A 20,689-nucleotide genomic window follows, 5' to 3' on the forward strand; every position below is an offset into this window, starting at 1 on the left:
AATTATTTTCGAATACTATCGTGGGAGTGGGTTTCAATGCCGTTGTTCCAAAGTACTAAAATATCGGTAGCTACTGCAGCACCGCTACCAGCTGCTATAGAAAGTTGACTGCGGTGTCCGGCTAAAGTTCCACAAACATAAATGCCTTCGGCTACTTTTTGGTCTTCATTTATTAATTGAATTCTGTTTTTTTCTGCCAGCGATTTTTTATGAGGTTCGATATACTGCATCAAACCATCAATTGCAAATAGATTAGAAGAGCCAATAGCAATAACAATAATTTTGCTTTGGTATGTAGATTTATTCGTTGTTATCGTGAAATTTCCTTTTTCTCCCGAAACCGAAATTACTTTTTCTTTCTCGATTTGAGTAATGTGTGGGTAAACCTCATGCAGATGTTTTGTGCTTTCCGTTAACAAATCAGTGCCTAATGTACCGTTAGGAATACCGTAAGCGTTATGAAAAATGGCATCTTGCAAGTACGATGCTTTTTGATGGGTGATAATTCCGATTTTTTTATCGGCTACAAACGATTTTTTATGTGCAGAACCTAGAACCAGAGCACAAGAAACTCCAGAGGCACCACCGCCAATAATTAAAACATCAAACATCTTTCTAAGGAGTTAATGATTGGTTAGTCTCTCGTTTTTTCATCAATGATTTTCGACATACGGAAAATCAATAGAATGCAAATGGCACACAAAGAAGCCGCAATTCCAATTAAGGCAACCATACTTTTGCCTTCAAAAAGATTAGAGAAATCTAAAAGAGTTATGTTGAAAAGTATTAAACATGCAGCAAGGGCAATCACAATGTAGGTAAAAGTCTTCATCATCATTATTTTTATCGTTCTAACAGGCTGTGAAATTACTAAAAATCAGCTTAAATGAACAAGCCTTTAACATTACCGGCAAATAATTTAACAGCAATAGCTAATAAGATTACACCAAAAACTTTTCGAATAACCCCAAGACCTGTTTTTCCTAGGGCTTTTTCGATTTTAGAAGACAATTTTAAAACCGCATAAACAATTACAATATTGATAAGAATTGCTGCTACTATGTTGATAGGTTGGTATTGCGCCCTAAGCGATAATAATGTTGTCATGGTTCCGGCTCCTGCGATTAATGGAAATGCAATAGGAACTATAGAAGCCGTGCTTGGTTCTTCGTCTTTATAAAGAGTAATGCCTAAAATCATTTCTAAGGCTAAGAAGAAAAGTACAATCGAACCTGCAACGGCAAAAGACTTTACGTCAACTCCCATGAATTTTAAAATTTCATCTCCAACAAACAAAAAAGCAATCATAATCACTCCGGCAACAAGAGAAGCCTTTTCCGATTGAATATGGCCAACTTTAGTTCGTAAATCAACAATAATAGGAATCGTGCCCACAATATCGATAACTGCAAACAAAACCATACCTACTGTTAAAATTTCTTTGATGTCAAAATTCATGGTGTTTTTTTTAAAGGTGCAAAGCTATTTTATTTTATTCCGAAGATAGCTAATAAATCGTTAATTTTCGATAGGTGAAAATTTAGTAAATTCTAGTATCTTCGTCGAACACATATTTTATAAATCTAAAAATCAATTGAATATGAATTCTTTAAAATTGTCTCTAGTAGCATTAGGCGTAATGTTTTTTTCTGTTGCCGATGCACAAGTTGGGTCTAAAACACATAAACGCAGAAGTAGTACGGCTAACCCTGCTGCTGCAATGGCTTATGGAAGAAATAAAGCTGATGTTTCTGAAGTTCCTACGAGTTATGAGTTTAGTTGGAAATATACCATGAAAGTTAAAACCGATGCAGGTAAAGAAATGACTACCGATTATTTTCTTCAGCCCAATGTTGATTATGTTGGAGCTTCTATGAAACAAGCAAAATCCGACATGTTCATGATTATCGATCAAAAAAACAAATTGATGGTAACAGCTTTTGGTCAAGAGGCACAAAAAATGGCTATGGCTTCAAAAATGCCGGATAATTCTAAAACAAAAAGTACCGATCCAAAATACACTAAATTTACCTATAAGGCATTACCAGACAAAGTTATTTTAGGGTATAAATGCAAAGGGGTTGAGGCTTCAAATGCTAACTATGTGATGAAGTTTTATTACACCAACGACGCTAAAGTAAGTTTTGGCAATATCTTTAATGCACAACAAGGTTCGGCTACTCCAGATTTCTTCAAAGGTTATTTTAAACCAACCGATCGACCGTTAACAATGATGGTTGAAATGAAAGATATTCAAAAAGGTGGGAAAGTAACTACCATGGAATGTGTGGCTTTGCAAAAAGAAGCGAAAAGCTTTAAAAAAGCCGACTATAAATTCATGTAATTTTTCCGAAAACAGTTGTATGTTTTCATTTTCTAAAAACGTACCTTTGCAGCTATGTTTCAATTAGGAAAAACCATAGTTTCAGAAGAGATTCTGGAAAAAGAATTTGTATGTAACCTTTCGGCTTGCAAAGGGGCATGTTGTGTAGATGGAGATGCCGGAGCACCTTTAACAGAAGAAGAAACTAAAATTTTAGAGGCTATTTTTCCGAAGGTGAAACCGTTTTTACGTTCGGAAGGCATTGCCGCCATCGAAGCGCAAGGAACCTCTGTTATCGGAGATGATGGAGAACTTGAAACACCATTAATTGACGGAGCCGATTGTGCTTATGTTATTTTTGATGGAGAAACGGCACTTTGCGGTATTGAGCAAGCCTATAATCAAGGTTTGGTGGATTGGAAAAAGCCGGTTTCATGTCATTTATATCCTATTCGTATTAAAGAATATAGCGAATTTGCGGCCGTAAATTATCATAAGTGGCATATTTGTGATGATGCTTGTTCCTTAGGAAAAGAACTAAGTGTTCCGGTATACAAATTTGTTAAAGAAGCTCTGATTCGAAAATTTGGTTCCGACTGGTATGCCGAGTTGGAAAAAGTTGCCGAAGAATTCAAAAAATAATCCCGTTATTTTATATTTTAAAATTAGCTTTCAGTTAGTGTTTTTACAGTAGCTGAGGGCTAATTTTTCAGTTTTTTCTTCTTTTATAATTTATTAAAAATCAGTAACTTAGACTTCAATTTTTTTAAACAGGTTAAAATAAGGATTGTTAAAAACTCGCCCCGATTGTGAATAAGTTTAGCTTTCTTTTTACGTTTCAAATTTAAATCTTTGTAATCCCCAAGTTGCTTAAAAAATCTATAATATAATTCCGTAAAACTCAAATAACTATGTCAGTAGTCGAGCCAATATTGCAAGAAAACAAAGACCGATTTGTAATTTTTCCTATCAAACATCAAGATATTTGGGAATGGTATAAAAAACAAGAGGCCTGTATTTGGACCGCAGAAGAAATTGATTTGCATCAGGATTTATCTGATTGGAACAACAAATTAAATGATGATGAAAAATATTTCATCAAGCATATTTTAGCATTTTTTGCTGCTTCTGACGGAATTGTAAATGAAAACTTAGCTGAAAACTTTGTGAACGAAGTGCAGTATCCGGAAGCTAAATTCTTTTACGGTTTCCAAATCATGATGGAAAACATTCATAGCGAAACCTATTCGTTATTGATTGATACGTATGTGAAAGATGAGGCTGAAAAAAATCAGTTGTTCCATGCGATTGAAGTGTTTCCTGCTATTAAAGAAAAAGCAGAATGGGCTTTAAAGTGGATTGAGTCAGATTCGTTTGCGGAACGTCTAATTGCTTTTGCTGCTGTAGAAGGGATTTTCTTTTCGGGATCGTTCTGTTCTATTTATTGGTTGAAAAAACGTGGTTTAATGCCAGGATTAACGTTTTCTAACGAATTAATTTCTCGCGATGAAGGAATGCATTGTGATTTTGCTGTGCACTTACATCGAAACCATATTGTAAATAAAGTGTCTAAAGAGCGTATAACCGAAATTATCACGAATGCGTTGGATATTGAAAGAAAGTTTATTACCGAATCACTTCCGGTAAGTTTAATTGGAATGAATGCGACGTTGATGACACAATATTTAGAATTCGTAACCGATAGATTATTGGTGGAATTAGGTTGTGAAAGAGTTTACAACGCTTCAAATCCGTTTGATTTTATGGACATGATTTCATTGCAAGGAAAGACCAACTTCTTTGAAAAACGTGTGGCAGAATATCAAAAAGCAGGAGTTATGAATTCCGATTCAGAATCAAGTAAAATTAGTTTCGACGCTGATTTTTAATATTAATAGAGCGCTATAAAATGTCGGGAGACTTGTGCTTGTGTTCAATAATTACTAACCGAAAGCAAGGAAGGGATTGCTTGTTTTCAAAAAATTAAAAAGCTTATGTATGTAGTAAAAAGAGATGGCCATAAAGAGCCGGTGATGTTTGACAAGATCACAGACAGGATTAAAAAACTGTGTTATGGTTTAAATGACATGGTAGACGCTGTTAAAGTGGCAATGCGTGTAATTGAAGGATTATACGACGGTGTTACCACTTCCGAATTAGATAATTTAGCAGCTGAAACCGCAGCTTCCATGACGGTTACTCACCCAGATTACGCACAACTTGCTGCTCGTATTGCAATTTCTAACCTACATAAAAATACCAACAAATCGTTCTCGGAAACTATGGGTGAAATGTTTCACTATGTTAATCCAAGAACGAATCAAGAAGCGCCTCTAATTTCTGATGAGGTGTATGAAGTAATTAAAGCTAATGCAGAATTTTTAGATTCGCATATTATATATACACGTGATTTCAACTACGATTACTTTGGTTTTAAAACTTTAGAGCGTTCGTATTTGTTAAGAATCAACGGTAAAATCGTAGAGCGCCCACAGCATATGTTAATGCGTGTGTCTGTCGGTATCCACTTAAACGATTTAGAAGCGGTTATCGAAACGTACGAATTAATGTCGAAAAAGTTCTTTACACACGCTACACCAACGTTGTTTAATGCTGGAACACCAAAGCCTCAAATGTCGTCTTGTTTCTTATTAACAATGAAAGATGATAGTATAGACGGTATTTACGATACATTGAAACAAACTGCAAAAATTTCACAATCTGCAGGAGGTATTGGTTTATCTATTCATAATGTACGTGCTACCGGTTCATACATCCGTGGTACGAATGGAACATCAAACGGAATTGTTCCAATGTTACGTGTGTTTAACGATACAGCTCGTTATGTAGATCAAGGTGGTGGAAAACGTAAAGGAAGTTTTGCTATTTATTTAGAAACTTGGCATGCTGATATTTTCGATTTCTTAGACTTGAAAAAGAATACAGGTAAAGAAGAAATGCGTGCAAGAGACTTGTTCTTTGCTATGTGGACTTCCGATTTATTCATGAAACGTGTAGAAGAAGATGCCGCTTGGACATTAATGTGTCCTAACGAGTGTCCAGGTCTTGATAATGTATATGGTGAAGAATTTGAAGCACTTTATACTTCGTATGAAGCACAAGGGAAAGGAAGAAAAACTATTAGAGCGCGTGAGCTTTGGGAGAAAATTCTAGAATCTCAAATTGAAACGGGAACGCCATATATGTTGTATAAAGATGCAGCAAACCGTAAATCAAATCAAAAGAATTTAGGTACAATCCGTTCGTCTAATTTGTGTACGGAAATTTTAGAATATACTTCTCCAGATGAAATTGCAGTATGTAATTTGGCATCTATCTCGTTACCAATGTTTGTAGAAAATGGTGAATTTAACCACCAGTTGTTATTTACCGTAACCAAACGTGTAACTCGTAATTTAAATAAAGTAATCGATAGAAATTACTATCCTGTAAAAGAAGCGGAAAACTCAAACATGCGTCACCGTCCAGTTGGATTAGGTGTGCAGGGGTTGGCGGATGCTTTTATCATGATGCGATTGCCTTTTACAAGTGATGAGGCTAAAAAAGTAAACCAAGAGATTTTCGAAACGTTATATTTTGCTGCAGTTACCGCTTCAATGGAAATGGCTAAAGAAGAAGGACCATATTCAACTTTTGAAGGGTCGCCAATTTCTAAAGGAGAATTCCAACATAATCTTTGGGGCTTGAAAGATGAAGAGCTTTCTGGTCGTTGGGATTGGGCAAGTTTAAGAAAAGAAGTAATGGCAAGTGGGGTAAGAAACTCATTATTAGTAGCACCAATGCCAACAGCTTCAACTTCTCAAATTTTAGGAAATAATGAGGCTTTCGAACCGTATACTTCAAATATTTATACAAGAAGGGTGTTGTCGGGTGAATTCATTGTTGTAAACAAACACTTATTAAACGATTTAGTAGAAAGAGGTTTGTGGAACGAAACATTGAAGCAAGAAATCATGCGCCACAATGGTTCGGTACAACATATCGATAGAATTCCGGCCGACTTAAAAGAGTTGTACAAAACGGTTTGGGAAATGTCGATGAAAGATATTATCGATATGAGCCGTCAAAGAGGTTATTTTATTGATCAATCGCAATCGCTAAACTTGTTTATGCAAGATGCAAATTATGCAAAATTAACTTCGATGCATTTCTACGCTTGGAAATCAGGCTTAAAAACAGGAATGTATTATTTAAGAACTAAAGCTGCTGTTGATGCTATTAAGTTTACTTTGAATAACGACAAAAAAGCGGAGCCAATTGAAGCACAACCAGCACCACAAGTAGAGGTTAAAAAAGTAGAAGCAATTGCGGTTTTAGATGAACCAGCTGAAATGTCGGCAGAAGAATACAGAGCAATGATTGAAAGAGCCAGAAATGCTGGTCCGGAAGATTGCGAGATGTGTGGGTCTTAATTAATAAGCTTAAATCAAATAAAAAAAACAGCCGTCTGAATTGATGGCTGTTTTCATAATTAGCAATACCTATGGGAACAACAAAGTTTAGAGTAACAGCAGATTTATACGCTTCGCAAAGCCAACGTTTTGGAAATTATATTATCGATTTAATTATTCAATACATTATAATATTTGCTTTTGGGTTTCTTTTGGCAATTATAGCGCAAGCATTAGGTAATTATGAATTTGCATATTGGTTAGAAAATATTTCTACATTGGAAAGTTATGCTATAGCCTATACTATCTTGTTAATTTATTATTCATTAACCGAAATATTCTTTTCACGCTCAATCGCAAAATTTATAACAAAAACGGTAGTGGTTAACGAAGATGGAACAAAACCCGATGCGCTTACTATAATTAAACGAACGTTATGCAGAATAATTCCGTTTAATCATTTTTCATTTCTTGGAAATGCACGCGGATGGCATGACTCGATTTCCGAGACTTATGTGGTTCGTAAAGATTTACTTGATGAAAAAATGACTTTGTTCTATTCGTTCGATGAAATTGGACAATCAGAAGAATAAGTAATAGCCGTTTTTCGAAACGGTTTTTTTGTTTCAAATACGTACATTTGGGAAAAATAAGAAAAAATGTCAAAAGATAAAAAAGGAGTATATACAGGTATAATCGAGAAAGATGCCGACGGAAATTATTTTTGTGGAGAATATTTATTGGATTATCAGTACACGGTTGCCAATTTTAAAGTGGGCGATGAAGTAAACATTAAAACCGTGATTGAAAATCCAAGTGATAAAAGCTACGATAAATATCCTAAGAAATCCAGAAACTTCTTTTTAGCCAACGATAAAAAATGAAACTCGTTCGTACCAATTCTGAAAACCCCGATTTCAAATCTCTTATTCTCTTATTAGATGAAACCTTAAAAGTAATTGACGGGGATCAATTCGATTTTCTATCTCAATTCAATCAGACCGATACAATCAAACATGTAGTGGTGTGTTACGAAAACAATATAGCAGTTGGCTGTGGAGCTTTTAAAGCCTATGAAGATGAGGTTGCCGAAATTAAACGAATGTTTGTCAAGCCAGATTATCGCGGTAAAGGAATAGCCTCGAGAGTTTTGCAGGAATTGGAACAATGGGCTAAAGAAAACAATTTTAAAGCTTGTATTTTAGATACCAACAAAGAGCTTACCAATGCTGTTTCGTTGTATTTGAAGAATGGATATCGAATCACAGAACGCTACGGACAATATGTGAATGTAGAAAGTAGTGTTTGTATGAGAAAAGAGTTGAAAGGTTAACATAAAATTCAAAAGCATAAAGTTTATGATGCAGTGGGAACAATTGTTGTCGTTAAAACGTCAAGGCGATACCAGTAAGCGTTTGCGAAAAGAACAGGACGATACCCGATTGGGATTTGAAGTAGATTATGACCGAATTATATTTTCTTCGGCTTTCAGAAGTTTACAAGACAAAACTCAGGTAATTCCCTTGTCTAAAACCGATTTTGTCCATACGAGATTAACACACAGTTTAGAAGTTTCGGTAGTAGGACGTTCGTTAGGGCGTTTGGTTGGAAAAAAAATCTTGGAAAAATATCCGTATCTTAAAGAAGTTCACGGTTATCATATGAACGATTTTGGAGCTATTGTGGCCGCAGCGGCATTAGCACATGACATCGGAAATCCGCCTTTCGGGCATTCAGGGGAAAAAGCTATCGGAGAGTATTTTAAAACAGGAAATGGGAAACAGTTTCAAGATCAATTAACGGCGAAAGAATGGCAGGATTTAATTGATTTTGAAGGTAATGCGAATGGATTTTCGGTAGTAACAAGTTCTCGCCCTGGTGTTGAAGGCAGCTTGCGATTAACCTATGCTACTTTAGGGGCTTTTATGAAATACCCAAAAGAGAGTCTTCCTAAAAAACCTACCCATCACATAGCCGATAAAAAATACGGTTTTTTCCAGCAGGATAAAGCTTTTTTTAAAGATGTAGCATCAGAATTGGGGATGATTCCCAATAAATCTGGTGATGACATTGGTTTCGAAAGACATCCATTGGCTTTTTTAGTTGAAGCAGCCGATGATATTTGTTATACGATTATAGATTTTGAAGACGGAATTAATTTAGGGCTAATACAGGAAGAATTTGCTTTAGAGTATCTTATCAAATTGGTTAAAAATAATATTGATTCCGATAAGTATAAATCGTTAACCACAAAAGAAGATCGCATAAGCTATTTAAGAGCTTTGGCCATAGGAAGCTTAATTAATGATGCAGTTAAAGTTTTTCTTGAAAACGAAGATGAAATTCTAAAAGGACAATTTCATGCTGCCTTAACCGATAAAAGTGAGTTTAAGGCACAAATGAATGATGTGATTAAAATTAGCATTAAAAACATCTACCAAAGTAAAGAGGTGATCGAAAAAGAAGTGGTGGGTTATCAGGTTATCAATACACTTTTAGATAAATTTTGTACAGCGTATAACAATAAATTTGAAGGAAAATCAAGTAATTACGATACGTTGATTTTAAAGTTACTTCCCGAAAAATTTGTAACCGAAAAAATGAGTCTTTATGAACGCTTAATGCATATTTGTCATTTTGTTTCAATGTTAACCGATGGGAAAGCATTGCAGTTATTTAAAATTATTCAAGGCATTAGTTGAAAAAAACGTTATTTTTTTGTTAATTCAATTAAAAGTTTAATTTTGTGATACTTAACTAAAAAACAAAAACAGCAGAAGTATGAAAAAAATTACTTTGGGGTTGTTTTTTCTAATGCCGCTTTTGGGGTTTTCTCAAGAGCCAATTGAAAAAATTAAATCCTATATGAGCGAAAATCGCTCGAAATTTTCGTTAACAATCCAAGATGTCTCTGATTTAGTGGTTGTAAACGAATTTAGTTCCGAAAATACAGGAATTAATAATTACCATGTAAAACAACGTTATAATGGAATTGAAGTGTTTAATTCCGATTCCAACTTTTGGATTAAAAACGGTCAGGTAATTAATGGAGGTGAAGATTTCATTCCAAACATCAACCAAAAAGTTAATGCATCAACTCCAATTTTAAACGTAAAAGACGCTTTGATGGGAGTTTTGTCTCAAATTGATAACACTCAATTATCTGGTGTTCAAATTATTGAGAACATTGCAAACGATTACAAACTAAGTAATGGAATTTTGAACGAAGATCCAATTCGTGCAGAATTGGTTTATTTTCAAACAACACCAAATGCGTTAAAGTTAGCTTGGGATTATGAGTTTTATTCTCAGGATACGAAGCATTTGTGGAATTTAAAAGTAGATGCTTTAAATGGAAAGATTTTAGAAAAAAGAGACATGGTGATTTCATGTAATTTCACTTCGAATCACGGTTCTCATTCTCATTCTGCAAAATACTTTACCCAGTCATTGTTTAAAGAAAATTCAACAATGACAATGTTGAATCCAGGAACGACTAACTACCGTGTTATTCCTTGGAATTATGAAAGTCCGAACCATAGTGCTCGTCAATTAATCACCAATCCAGAATATGTTTTAAATGCTTCACCTAATGGTTGGCACAATACCAATAACACTATTGGTGGAGGTGATGCTATTACTAGATTTTCATATACTAGAGGTAACAACGTTTTTGCTAAAGATGATGTTGACGGTAACAATGCGGGTGGAACTTATCCAACTGGAACAGGAACATATCCTAATTTAACTTTCGATTTCACTTATGGTGGCACAGGAGTTGCCGCAAATACATATTTGCCTGCTGCTACAACAAATCTATTTTACATGAATAATATCATGCACGATTTGTGGTATCAATATGGTTTTAACGAAGTTAATAAAAACTTCCAAATTGTAAATTATGGTCGTGGTGGTTCTGGAAATGATGCTGTAAATGCTGATGCTCAAGATGGGTCACAACTTTCAACTCCTAACTTGAATAATGCAAATTTTTCTACACCTAATGATGGTTCAGCTCCAAGAATGCAAATGTATTTGTGGGATGTAGGTCCGTCATCTACAATCACAATAAATGCACCGTCTCCTGCTGCTGGAACTTATTCTGTTAAAGATAATAATTTTAGTCCAGGACATGTTGCCTTACCTGCTTCTCCAGGTGGAATTAGCGGTACTTTTGTGTTGTTTCAAGATGCGACACCAGATACTTCTGACGCGTGTACAGCTGCAGTAAATGCTGCTGCTTTAAGCGGTAAAATTGCTGTAATCCGTAGAGGAACATGTACGTTTGTTGAGAAAGTTAAATTTGCTCAAGATGCTGGTGCAATTGCTGCGGTTATCGTTAATAATGCAAGTGGAACTATAATTATGGCAGGAGCTGATGCTACAATCACTATTCCTGCAGTTAGTATTAATATGGATGAAGGAGAAGCTCTAATTGCAGCTTTAGGTTCTGGAAGTATGACAGGTATTATTTCTGCACCTGCATCAAGTTTTGTTAATTCTGATGGAGATTTTGATAACGGAATTATTGCTCACGAATATGGTCATGGAATTTCTACACGTTTATCTGGAAACTGCTTGAGTAGTGCAGAGCAGCAAGGTGAGGGATGGTCAGATTGGTTTTGGTTGATGATGCAAATTAAACCAGGTGATACACGTAATGATGCTAGAGGTATTGCAACATTTGCTGCTAATCAGCCAACAAACGGAGTTGGAATTAGAGAATACAAGTATTCTACAGATATGTCTGTAAATCCACATACTTTCGCTGACACTAACGATATGTGGTATAACAACGGTACTGCAGATGTCATTGATGTGCATTCTGTAGGTTCAGTTTGGTGTGTAATGTTGTGGGACTTAGCTTGGAATTATATTGACAAATACGGATATGATCCAAATATCTACACTGGAACAGGAGGAAATAACAAAGTAATGAAGTTGGTATTAGACGGAATTAAATTAGACGGATGTGCGCCTTCATTTGTTACGGCTCGTGATGCTATTATTGCAGCTGATCAAGCCACTACTGGAGGTCAAGATTACTGTATGATTTGGGAAACTTTTGCAAGACGTGGACTGGGAATGAACGCATCTTCAGGAGGTAATTCAGGAGTAGCAGGTATCCAAGATCAGGTTGAAGACTTTACTGTTCCACCAGCAGGACCAAACTGTACATTAGCGGTAGACCAATTCCAAAATGAAAAAGCTATTCGCGTTTATCCTAACCCAACTAGAGGTCAGTTAAATGTTGCGATTAATAATTATTTCGGGAAAGTATCTATTCAAGTATATGACTTGAATGGTAGAAAAGTTTACGGAGAAGATGTGAATGCGTTCAACATGGAGAAAACAATCAATTTAAGTTCTCTTCAAACAGGAATGTATTTAATCAAAGTAAATGGTGAAAACCTAAATTATACTCAAAAAGTTATTCTTAACTAATTGAGATAAGATAAAGAATAAAAAAAGGTTCCGGATTTCCGGAACCTTTTTTGTTATTTGAAAGTGTAGCTTATCCCAACTCCTAAAATCTGTTTTAACTGAACCTTAGGGCCTTTTATTACCTGTACTCCATCTACTTCTTCTTTCGATTTAATATCGTCGTCATAAATAAGATGTGTGTTAATACTGGCACGTACATATTGATTTACAATCATGTCGAATTGTAGTTGCCAGTCTACATCAAAATTTCCAAATTTATTGATGTAATCGCTATATAAAGTTAAACGATGGTCTACAATTATATTTTTAAAAATTTCTCTTTTAATCTGATTGGTAAATAATAAACCGATTTCTGTTCTATGGTGTTTACCATTTCGAACAATATCACCATTGATGTCATAAACAGCCGGATCAACACCAAAAGCACCCTGATTGGCCAAGCGGCTATCAAATACTAAAGTGGTTTTTTGTGTTAAAGGCGAAAAATACGCTTTAAAGCCTTCATCTTTATTAATGTATTCGGCACCAACACCTAAAAATACATACGCCGGAGCGAAAAACTTTGAAATGGCTAATTCTGTATTTGGGTAATTGTAACCGTTTGTAAATTGAGTGTTAAAGCTAAATTTAGCCGAGTAATACCAATTGGAAATGGTGTCTGTTTTGTAACCAGCGGTAGAGTTTAACTGAAGTGCATCATCGGTTTTACGTTCTTCACGGCCATCTTGTTTGTTAATACCATAACGGGCAATTAATTCATTGTGCCATCTGAAACGGTCTTTTTTATAGATTCTAATGAAATTACCTTTTAAAATTCCAGAAATTGAGTTTTCACCTCCGGCATTCCAATTTAAAAAGGCTACTTGGGTTAAATCCAAGCCTACGGTATTTTTACTTTTCCAGTGTTTTATAGTGTCTTCTTGAGAAGTGCGAATAACATTTTGTGCAAAAGTGCCTTGAATGCAACACAAACATGCAACAGCAATTAGATAGCTCTTTAAGCAATTCATAATAGTAGGGAATAGGTTAAATTTGATGCAAAAATCAACAATTTCAATGACTTGAAAAAATAGTTATTAAACTATTAACGTCTATTTTACAGATTTGTTGCTGCTCATTTACAGTACCTTGCTCAATAAATTCGTCGGGAATGCCTAATTTTTCTACAGGTATGGCGTAGTTTTTTTCAGAACAATATGAAGCAATCTGGCTTCCAAATCCACCAATAATAGCACCATCTTCAATGGTGATTATTTTTTGATGATTTTGACAGATATGGTCAAGAACTTCGGTATCCAGTGGTTTTACAAACGGAAAGTGATAATGTGAAAACAAATCTGCGTTTTCAATTTTTTGAAGTGCCTCAGTAATATTTTTCGCAATAAAACCAGTCGATAAAATCGCAATAGAATTTCCTTTTTTGAGTTCTTTCGCTTTACCGATTTCTATTTTTTCAAAAGGGAGCTGCCAATTCTGAGTAATTCCTCTGCCTCTTGGATATCGAATAGCAATAGGATGTTGCAATCCCAATTGAGCCGTGAACATAATGTTTCGTAATTCGATTTCATCTTTTGGAGCGTAAATCACTATGTTAGGGATACAACTCAAATAAGCTAAATCATATATACCGTGATGTGTGGCGCCATCTTCGCCAACTAATCCCGCTCGATCTAGACAAAATATAACCGGTAAATTTTGTAAGGCAACATCATGTATTACTTGATCGTAAGCGCGTTGTAAAAAAGTGGAATAGATGTTACAAAAAACTGTCATGCCTTGTGTTGCCATTCCCGCTGCTAATGTAACCGCGTGTTGTTCGGCTATGCCAACATCTAAAGCGCGATTAGGATATGCATCCATCATGAATTTCATGGAGGAACCAGTAGGCATTGCAGGAGTAATTCCTATGATTTTTTCATTTTGTTTTGCCAGTTCAACTAAAGTAAGTCCGAAAACATCTTGAAATTTAGGCGGTAAATTATCTTCGGTTTTGGGTAATATTTCTCCAGTTTCTGGATTGAATTTCCCAGGGGCATGGTATTTGACCTGGTCTTCTTCGGCTAATTGCATGCCTTTTCCTTTGGTAGTTATAATATGAAGAAAACGAGGACCTTTTGTTTTTTTTAATCGGTTTAATTCTTTTAAAAGTGCTTCGAAATCATGACCGTCAATTGGACCGCTATAGTCAAAATTCAACGATTTAATAATGTTGTTTTCTTTTGGGTTTTCTCCTTTTTTTACCGCGGTCAAGTATTTTTTTAAAGCGCCTACACTAGGGTCAATTCCTATGGCGTTGTCGTTCAAAATAACCAATAAATTCGCATCGGTAACACCTGCATGGTTCAAACCTTCAAACGCCATTCCAGAGGCTATTGAAGCATCACCAATAACGGCAATATGTTGTTTTTCGGTGTCACCTTGTAAATTAGAAGCAATTGCCATTCCTAAAGCGGCAGAGATGGAAGTGGAAGAGTGTCCAACCCCAAAGGTGTCGAAAATGCTTTCAGCGCGTTTCGGGAATCCGGAAATCCCATGCAATTGTCGGTTAGTATGAAACTCAGATTTGCGACCCGTTAAAATTTTATGCCCGTAGGCTTGATGTCCTACATCCCAAACCAATAAATCATCCGGAGTATTAAATACATAGTGTAATGCGATAGTTAATTCGATAACGCCTAAACTAGCTCCCAAATGTCCTTCTTTTCTCGAAACAATATCTATAATAAAGTCTCGAAGTTCCTTAGCTAAAATAGGAAGTTGCTCCGGAGTTAGTTTCCGTAAATCTGTAGGATTTTGAATGTTGGAAAGCAATTTTTCAGACATGCCACAAAGGTACAATATCGTATCGGATTATTTTAATAGTTCTACAACGATAAACTGTTTTTCATAACAATTTTTTCATCCACATCCGCGTTTTATAATTAGTATATTTACTACAAAATTTTTTCCATCTCAAATTCTTTTTTAAATGAAATCACTTCGTTTGTTTTTCGGGCTGTTTTTAGCGGTTTTGATTGTCTCTTGTTCTAAGAAAGCAAAAGATTTTAATTCAGATTTCTCGCTTTATAAAAATTACATACTCAATTTCAGCTCGGGACTTATTCCGGCTAAAAGTGACATTCGGGTAGTTTTCGCATTTGATAAAAAAGAATGGACACCTAATGAGGTTTTGGATAGCGATTTGTTTTCTATTAGTCCGAGTGTAGATGGTAAAGTAATTGCACTTTCATCAAATACGATTGCATTTGTGCCGGCTAAAAAACTTGAACCTAATAAAGAGTATCAAGTAACGCTTCATTTGAGTGAGGTTGTCAATGTGCCAAAGGAGTTAAAGGATTTTAATTTCACGGTTAAAACTATTAAGCAGGATTTTTTGGTTACTACCGCCGATTTGCAATCGTATAGCAAAGATTATCAATACTTGAATGGGGTGATTACTTCAAGCGACGATATGGAATTGGACGTTGCTTCAAAATTGGTTGTTGCAGAACAAAATGGTAAAAAACTTAAAGTTAAAATCGATAAAGAATTAAGTGGTACTAAAGAATTTAAATTTGTTATAGACAGTATTCAACGATTTGTTGATGATAGTAAAATAAAAATTTCTTGGGACGGAAGTGATTTTGGAATCGATCAAAAAGGTGAAGAAGATTTCGAAATTCCCGGCAAAAACAATTTTAAGGTTATCTCAGCCGAAGTCGAACAAAATAACAATCAAGTTTTACTAATAAATTTTACAGATCCTTTAAAAAGAGATCAAGATTTTTCTGGTTTGGTTTCGGTTGAATCGGCATCAAATTTAAGATTTTCAACAGCTGGAAACTTGTTAAAAGTCTTCTTTCAAGAGCCTTTAAGTGGTGAATTGCTTGTGGAAGTTTTTCAAGGAATTTCGAGTGATGAAGGATATAAAATGAAACAAAATTTTGCCGAAAAAATTTCTTTTCAGCAAGTGCTTCCTAATGTTCGATTCATTAAAAACGGAACTATCCTTCCAAGTTCCAACAACTTGAAAATAAATTTTGAAGCAGTTAATTTAAGTGCGGTCGATGTAAAAGTGTATCAAATCTATAAAAACAATATCCTTCAGTTTTTGCAAAGTAACGATTTGAATGGAGGGAATAATTTAAGAAGTGTAGCACAGCCAATAGCTAAAAAAACAATTATTCTTAAGAAAAATAATTTGCAAAATTTAAGCAAATGGAATGCATATGCGTTAGATCTTTCAAAAATTATTACGCCAAATCCTGGCGCAATTTACAGAGTTGAGTTAAACTTCAAACGTAAGTATTCGCTATACAAATGTGCAACAGCTTACGTTGAAGAAAACAACAGTGATGAGCAAGATGAAGCCAACGAAGAAGTCCGTTCCAGCGACGATTATTATTATGATGACGAATATTATGATGATTACAACTGGGATGAACGCGAAGACCCATGCAGTAACTCGTATTATTATAATAAAAAAATATTTACGAATGTTATTGCAACCGATTTGGGTGTGATTGCCAAAAGAGGTGAAAACGGTTCTTATGTTATTGCAGTTAATAATTTAATTACTACACAACCTGTGGCAGGAGCGGTTGTTAAATTGTTCAATTTTCAACAACAAGAATTAGCATCTATCAGTACAAACAACGAAGGGATAGCAACTTCCGAGCCTAATAAATATGCCTTTTTTGCGGTTGTTACTCATGAAAAGAACACAACTTATGTTCGCTTAGACGAAGGGCAGTCGCTATCCGTTAGTAATTTTAATGTAAGTGGTGAAGCCTTGCAAAAAGGAATGAAAGGTTTTGTTTATGGGGAAAGAGGGGTGTGGAGACCTGGTGATACACTTCATATCGCTTTTATGTTGAATGATTTAGAAAGCAAATTAGAAAAAACCCATCCTGTTTCTTTTCAATTGAAAGACCCTAATGGCAAAGTGCGTTATAGAGCTGTTCAAAAATATAATAACTGGAATCATTATCGTTTTAAAGTTGCTACAAAATCGTCCGATCCAACCGGAAATTGGGAAGCTAAAGTTTCTGTTGGAGGAGTACACTTTTATAAGAGTATTAAAATTGAAACGGTAAAACCAAACCGATTAAAAGTAAAAAATTCTTTTGCAGACAAACAACTTTCCGGGAATCAAACCAATAACGGAACTGTTGAAGCTGCATGGCTTCATGGCGCTGTTGCAAAAAATTTAAAAGTGCAAATGCAGGCTAAATTTATGGCACAAAAAACCACTTTTAAAGGTTTTGAAACCTATGATTTTGATGATGACGTGCGAAGTTTCGAAACGGAAGAAATGAATGTGTTTTCTGGAAAAACCGACGAAATTGGAAAAGTAAATGTTGCAATACAGCCTAAAGTAGCCAGTCAAGCTCCCGGCAAGCTAAAATTGGTAATGCAGACGAAAGTTTTTGAAAACGGAGGCGATTTTAGTACCGATGTAGCAACTGCAACGTACTCACCTTATAAAACGTATGTAGGGATTAAAAGTCCGCAACCTAATAAATACGGGATGTTGGAAACGAATAAGATAAATCAATTTGATATTTTAACTATCGATGAGTTCGGAAGACCTAAACCAGTGCAAAATCTTGAAGTTCGCGTATATAAAGTAGAATGGCGTTGGTGGTGGAACGCATCAGATAACGATTTGTCACAATACAATGCAGATAATGCCACAACAGCGTATAAAAGTTATGTGGTGTCTACAAATGTTTCCGGTAAAGCAAACATTCGTTTTAGTGTTCCAGAAAATGATTGGGGCCGTTATTTAATTCGTGTTGTAGATAATATGGGTGGTCATGCTGCTAGTATTACTTCTGTTATTGATTGGCCAATATGGTCTGGAAAAACCAAACAAGGCAATGGAGAAACAGCAAATATGCTTGTGTTTACGTCTAATAAAGAGCAGTATAATGTAGGAGAAAAAGCAATTGTGTCATTCCCGTCAAGTGTAGGTGGACGAGCGCTACTTTCTATAGAAAACGGTTCCAAAGTAATTAAAACATTTTGGGCTGAAACTAAAAAAGGCGAGACTCAAGTAGAAGTACCGATAACGCCAGATATGGCGCCGAACGTTTATGTTCATATTTCATTGCTTAAGCCTCATGCGTCAACCAGTAATGATACTCCTATTCGAATGTATGGAATATTGCCAATTGATGTTGTCGATAAAAGTACTGTATTAGAACCACAAATTTCAATTCCAGAAGTATTACGACCTGAACAAAAAACGACATTACGGGTAAGTGAGAAATCCGGAAGAGAGATGTCGTATACCATTGCTATTGTAGACGATGGATTGTTAGATTTAACTCGTTTTAAAACACCAAACCCATGGTCTAAATTTTATGCACATCAGGCATTAGGGGTAAAAACATGGGATGTTTATGACGATGTAATTGGTGCGTATGGAGGAAGAATTAATCAAATATTTAGTATTGGTGGTGATGAAGATTTAGGTGGCTGCAGTGCTAAAAAAGCAAATCGCTTCAAACCGGTTGTTATTTATCTTGGGCCATATAAATTGGAAAAAGGACAATCGAAAACACATGTGGTTACTTTACCAAACTATATTGGTTCGGTGCGAACTATGGTTGTAGCATCCGATTGTAAAACAAGTGCTTATGGAAATGTTGAAAAAACCTCTTTTGTTAGAAAACCATTAATGGTCTTGGCTTCTTTGCCTCGAAAAATTTCACCAAATGAAAAAATTACATTGCCGGTAACTGTTTTTGCAATGGAGAATAAAGTGAAAGATGTATCCGTACAATTGAAAACATCTAAAGGGATTAAAGTGGTTGGCTCGGCATTTCAAGGAGTTTCGTTCGCATCACCAGATGAAAAAATGGTGTATTTTAATTTGGAAACATCTAATGTAACCGGAATTGGTAAAGTGGTAGTTGAAGCAAAATCGGGTACTGAAACCGCAAAATATGAAGTTGAAATCGATGTGACAAACCCGAATCCTGTGACCAATGATTTTGTTGATGTGGTACTTGATCCAAACAGTTCTCAAACTATTCCTTGGAATACTTTTGGAGTAGCCGGAAGCAACATTTCCCGTTTAGAAGTTTCTTCTTTCCCAACTATTAATTTCAACGGCCGCTTGAGTTATTTGATTCAATACCCACACGGATGTGTAGAGCAAACTACTTCGTCGGTATTTCCACAGTTGTTTTTGCCCGATTTGGCGGATATCGATTCACAACGTAAAGTCGAAATTCAAAAGAACATAAATGCTGGAATTCAAAAACTAGGAAATTTCCAGTTGAGTAATGGCGGATTGGGATATTGGCAAGGAAATAATTATGCCGACGATTGGGGAACGTCTTACGCAGGACACTTTTTGTTGGAAGCCGAAAAGAAAGGTTATGTGTTGCCTATTAGTTTTAAATCGAAATGGATAAGTTATCAGCAGAATGAAGCAAAAAGATGGCGTTATAATCCTCAATCGGGTAACGATTTTGCTCAAGCTTACCGATTGTATACTCTGGCGCTAGCAGGAACTCCCGATATGGGCTCAATGAACCGTTTGCGTGAAACGATTGGAATTTCTAATGAAACCAAAATGAGGTTGGCTGCTTCTTATGCCATTGCAGGTCAAAAGTCGGCTTCGCAAAATTTATTGAATGCCATTACAGTTCAAGAAGAAAAAGTGAATTTTTACAATTATTACGGTTCGCCAGAGCGTAACAGAGCAATGGCTTTAGAAACCTATTTGTTGTTAGGCAATAAAACCAAGTCTTTTGAACTGGCGAATAAACTAGCCAAAGAATTATCGTCGTCTAAGTATATGAGTACGCAAACCACATCCTATTGTTTGTACGCGATGTCTAAGTTTGCGTTACGCAATGGCGGAAAAGGAATCAATGTAAATTATACGTTTGATGGTAAAGCTAATAGTATAACCTCGTCTAAATCGTTTGCCGATAGAAAATTGGCAGTTAGAATGGGTTCAAATAGCATCACAATTAAAAATAACAATTCCAATACGCTTTATATACGCGTTTTAAATAGCGGAATATTACCTGTTGGACAAGAAAAGGAAATTCAGAAAAATTTAGCAGCCGGAATTGTTTATAAAGATAGAGCTGGTAAACCCATTAATTTTGCTATGGTGAAACAAGGCACCGAGATAGTGGCTCAGGTTACATTGAAAAACCAGTCTTCCGAGTATTTGGAAAATATAGCATTAGCACAAATTATTCCATCTGGTTTTGAAATTATGAATTCCCGATATACCGATTTTGGAAATTTTGCCGAAAATAAAGCAGATTACATAGATATTCGCGATGATAGAGCACAGTTTTACTTCGGAATGCGACCAGGTGAAACGAAAGTGTTTACTCTATTGCTGAATGCGTCATTCTTAGGAACATACTACTATCCTGGAATTCAATGTGAAGCAATGTATGATGATAATTATTTGGTTCGAACCAAAGGGCAATGGGTACAAATTGTGAAATAAATTTAAAAACTACTTCATTGTATTTATATGGTGAAGTAGTAT

At 35.5% G+C, this 20,689-nt stretch carries 15 protein-coding genes; 10 read left to right on the forward strand and 5 right to left on the reverse strand.

Features of this window, described 5'->3' with window-relative positions; translation table 11 throughout:
* Positions 1–2: 2 nt before the first annotated feature.
* From ACZ1JT_RS07110 to ACZ1JT_RS07120, 3 genes are read right to left on the reverse strand one after another with little or no spacing between them, the layout of a single operon-like run.
* Entirely contained in the window at positions 3–611 is a 609-nt protein-coding gene (locus ACZ1JT_RS07110) for an FAD-dependent oxidoreductase (protein WP_465093147.1), read from the reverse strand.
* 23 nt (positions 612–634) lie between these two features.
* Positions 635–832, reverse strand: a complete 198-nt coding sequence (locus tag ACZ1JT_RS07115; protein ID WP_465093148.1) for a hypothetical protein — start codon at positions 830–832, stop codon at positions 635–637.
* A gap of 50 nt (positions 833–882) precedes the next feature.
* On the reverse strand, positions 883–1,458 hold the full coding sequence (locus tag ACZ1JT_RS07120; protein ID WP_465093149.1) for a MarC family protein: 576 nt from the start codon (positions 1,456–1,458) through the stop codon (positions 883–885).
* 142 nt (positions 1,459–1,600) lie between these two features.
* On the opposite strand from ACZ1JT_RS07120, the gene ACZ1JT_RS07125 reads away from it, so the two are divergent.
* The 9 genes from ACZ1JT_RS07125 to ACZ1JT_RS07165 all read left to right on the forward strand — a co-directional run bounded on the left by ACZ1JT_RS07125 (position 1,601) and on the right by ACZ1JT_RS07165 (position 12,180).
* The gene (locus tag ACZ1JT_RS07125) at positions 1,601–2,344 is read left to right on the forward strand and encodes a hypothetical protein (RefSeq protein WP_465093150.1); all 744 of its coding nucleotides are present in this window, start codon (positions 1,601–1,603) and stop codon (positions 2,342–2,344) included.
* Positions 2,345–2,398: 54 nt separating this feature from the next.
* Positions 2,399–2,965 carry a DUF3109 family protein gene (locus ACZ1JT_RS07130; protein ID WP_465093151.1) on the forward strand — a complete coding sequence of 189 codons (567 nt, stop codon included), beginning with the start codon at positions 2,399–2,401 and terminating at the stop codon, positions 2,963–2,965.
* A gap of 269 nt (positions 2,966–3,234) precedes the next feature.
* Positions 3,235–4,212, forward strand: a complete 978-nt coding sequence (locus tag ACZ1JT_RS07135) for a ribonucleotide-diphosphate reductase subunit beta (RefSeq protein WP_465093152.1) — start codon at positions 3,235–3,237, stop codon at positions 4,210–4,212.
* Between the two features lie 105 nt (positions 4,213–4,317).
* Entirely contained in the window at positions 4,318–6,756 is a 2,439-nt protein-coding gene (locus ACZ1JT_RS07140; protein ID WP_465093153.1) for a ribonucleoside-diphosphate reductase subunit alpha, read from the forward strand.
* A 71-nt stretch (positions 6,757–6,827) separates the two neighbouring features.
* On the forward strand, positions 6,828–7,328 hold the full coding sequence (locus ACZ1JT_RS07145) for an RDD family protein (RefSeq protein ID WP_465093154.1): 501 nt from the start codon (positions 6,828–6,830) through the stop codon (positions 7,326–7,328).
* Between the two features lie 66 nt (positions 7,329–7,394).
* Positions 7,395–7,619, forward strand: a complete 225-nt coding sequence (locus ACZ1JT_RS07150) for a hypothetical protein (protein ID WP_465093155.1) — start codon at positions 7,395–7,397, stop codon at positions 7,617–7,619.
* On the forward strand, positions 7,616–8,068 hold the full coding sequence (locus ACZ1JT_RS07155; protein WP_465093156.1) for a GNAT family N-acetyltransferase: 453 nt from the start codon (positions 7,616–7,618) through the stop codon (positions 8,066–8,068). Before ACZ1JT_RS07150 ends, ACZ1JT_RS07155 begins: the two co-directional genes overlap by 4 nt.
* 28 nt (positions 8,069–8,096) lie before the next feature.
* Positions 8,097–9,437: a deoxyguanosinetriphosphate triphosphohydrolase gene (locus tag ACZ1JT_RS07160; protein ID WP_465095280.1), complete on the forward strand. Its 1,341-nt coding sequence runs from the start codon at positions 8,097–8,099 to the stop codon at positions 9,435–9,437.
* Between the two features lie 79 nt (positions 9,438–9,516).
* Positions 9,517–12,180: a T9SS-dependent M36 family metallopeptidase gene (locus ACZ1JT_RS07165; RefSeq protein WP_465093157.1), complete on the forward strand. Its 2,664-nt coding sequence runs from the start codon at positions 9,517–9,519 to the stop codon at positions 12,178–12,180.
* Positions 12,181–12,233: 53 nt separating this feature from the next.
* Here the strand turns inward: ACZ1JT_RS07165 and ACZ1JT_RS07170 are convergent, their stop codons facing one another.
* Entirely contained in the window at positions 12,234–13,190 is a 957-nt protein-coding gene (locus tag ACZ1JT_RS07170) for a DUF3078 domain-containing protein (RefSeq protein WP_465093158.1), read from the reverse strand.
* A gap of 43 nt (positions 13,191–13,233) precedes the next feature.
* Positions 13,234–15,003, reverse strand: a complete 1,770-nt coding sequence (locus ACZ1JT_RS07175; RefSeq protein ID WP_465093159.1) for a 1-deoxy-D-xylulose-5-phosphate synthase — start codon at positions 15,001–15,003, stop codon at positions 13,234–13,236.
* 145 nt (positions 15,004–15,148) lie between these two features.
* Here ACZ1JT_RS07175 and ACZ1JT_RS07180 point away from each other — a divergent pair, with 145 nt between their 5' ends.
* Entirely contained in the window at positions 15,149–20,647 is a 5,499-nt protein-coding gene (locus ACZ1JT_RS07180; protein WP_465093160.1) for an alpha-2-macroglobulin family protein, read from the forward strand.
* The last annotated feature ends 42 nt before the right edge of the window (positions 20,648–20,689 follow it).

It is taken from the genome of Flavobacterium sp. IC2-16, from assembly GCF_055521455.1.